The sequence below is a fragment of the Thiorhodococcus minor genome (genome assembly GCF_010820565.1).
Taxonomy (GTDB): domain Bacteria; phylum Pseudomonadota; class Gammaproteobacteria; order Chromatiales; family Chromatiaceae; genus Thiorhodococcus; species Thiorhodococcus minor.
In genome coordinates this window covers 1-881 of the sequence record NZ_JAAIJQ010000288.1, presented here as the reverse complement: position 1 = coordinate 881, position 881 = coordinate 1, and the positions used below count along the sequence as shown (strand labels likewise).

The 881-nt window shown below is 65.0% G+C and carries 1 protein-coding gene; it reads right to left on the bottom strand.

Annotation, left to right across the window (positions count from 1 at the left end):
* The coding region (locus tag G3446_RS27000) for a tetratricopeptide repeat protein (protein ID WP_164456726.1) at window positions 1–881 on the bottom strand (881 nt) is incomplete at both ends.

Sequence of the window (881 nt, the reverse complement as noted above, 5' to 3'; positions counted from 1 at the left end):
GGTGCGCCAAAGCGGCGCTCGTAATCACGATACGCCGCGAAGATCTCCTCGGCCGATTTGTCCGGGTGGTAGTTCAGCGCGAACAAGCGGTTGGAATGGGCGCGGGCGAGACCTGGCTCGAGTGCGATCGCCCGCTCAAAATGTTCCAGCGCCTCGTCCAGGCGGCACAGGTCCTTCAGCGTATTGCCGCGATTGTTGAGCGTCTTGACATCCTTGGAATCGAGCTTCAACGCCGTGTCGAAGCTCGCGAGCGACTCTTCGAAACGACCAAGCTCCTGAAAGGCAACGCCCAGATTGTTGCTCGCGGTGACAAGCCCCGGATCGAGCGCCAAGGCGCGTCGATAGCATCGGATCGCCTCCTCGAATCGGCCCAGATCCTTGAGCACGACGCCCCGGCTGTTGTGGAGCACCGCCTCTTGCGGATTGATCTCCAGCCCACGCGCCAGACAGGCGAGCGCATCGTCCGACGACCCGCGGTCATGGAGCACATTGGCCAGCGTGTTGAGGCATTGGGTGTCCGTCGGCGCAAGCCCAACCGCCCGCTGGAGTGCCGGCAACGCCGCCGACAGCTCGCCGCGCTTCATGAGTGCGGTGCCCAGCGCCTTCCAGCCGAATGCATCCTCGGGATGGCGTGCCGTGAATGCTTGGCTGACCGAGCACAGCTCCGAGAAGCGCCCCTTCTCAAAGAGCGCGACGAGCTCCGCGCGTTGCGATGCACGCCCATTCTCGGAAGGTTCCGCCGGTGCTCGGTCTTGACACCATTTCCGCCACATCTCCCGATAGGCCTGCTCGACGCGCCGCGCAAAGCCCGCCTCGTCGCACCAGGGGCCTGACTCCAGCGCGTCACGCAGGCCCGCGCGGATCGAGGCCAGACGACCCAG